Annotated in this window: 1 protein-coding gene; it reads left to right on the plus strand. The window is 40.6% G+C overall.

Going from position 1 to position 679, the window contains the following annotated elements; translation table 11 throughout:
• Positions 1-132 precede the first annotated feature (132 nt).
• Positions 133-621 carry an IS200/IS605 family transposase gene (tnpA, locus tag ACE6ED_RS29200; RefSeq protein WP_410830958.1) on the plus strand — a complete coding sequence of 163 codons (489 nt, stop codon included), beginning with the start codon at positions 133-135 and terminating at the stop codon, positions 619-621.
• The last annotated feature ends 58 nt before the right edge of the window (positions 622-679 follow it).

A 679-nucleotide genomic window follows, 5' to 3' on the forward strand; every position in this document is an offset into this window, starting at 1 on the left:
TTGTCAAAAGAAAACCATACGCTATGCGTATGGTTCGGGGGAGCTTTCAGCGATGTATCAAAAAAATTCCTCCCAGTGTTACAATAAATTTGGTTCGCCAACCGAATTTATCGCACAATAGGAGGAATACAGATGTCATCTGATGTGAACAGTTTAGCACATACGAAATGGAATTGTAAGTATCACATCGTGTTTGCCCCAAAGTATAGACGCCAGGTGATCTATGGGAAGTTAAAGCAAGATATTGGGAAAATATTGCGACAATTATGCGAAAGAAAGAACGTAGAAATCATTGAAGCAGAGGCGTGCAAAGATCACATTCACATGTTGGTAAGCATTCCACCTAAGCTAAGTGTGTCCGCGTTTATCGGATATTTAAAAGGAAAAAGTAGCTTGATGATCTTTGATCGACATGCCCAATTAAAATATCGGTATGGGAATCGGAAATTTTGGTGCAAAGGTTTTTACGTGGACACGGTTGGAAGGAACAAGAAAGTGATTGAGGAGTATATCCGCAATCAGTTACAAGAAGATATCGTCGCGGAACAAATCACGATGATGGAGTACATCGATCCATTTACAGGAGAAGAAACCAAAGATAATCGAAAGAAGAAGAAATAGAAAAACCCCTTTAGGGGTAGCCGAAAAAGCAGTGCGGTTGGCGAATCACTCAGTGCCC

It is taken from the genome of Paenibacillus nanchangensis (assembly GCF_046543445.1).
GTDB classification, from domain to species: domain Bacteria; phylum Bacillota; class Bacilli; order Paenibacillales; family Paenibacillaceae; genus Paenibacillus_AQ; species Paenibacillus_AQ nanchangensis.

Excerpts from the sequence above, each read along its gene's own strand:
- tnpA (WP_410830958.1), top strand. The coding sequence starts at position 133 with ATGTCATCTGATGTGAACAGTTTAGCACATACGAAATGGAATTGTAAG.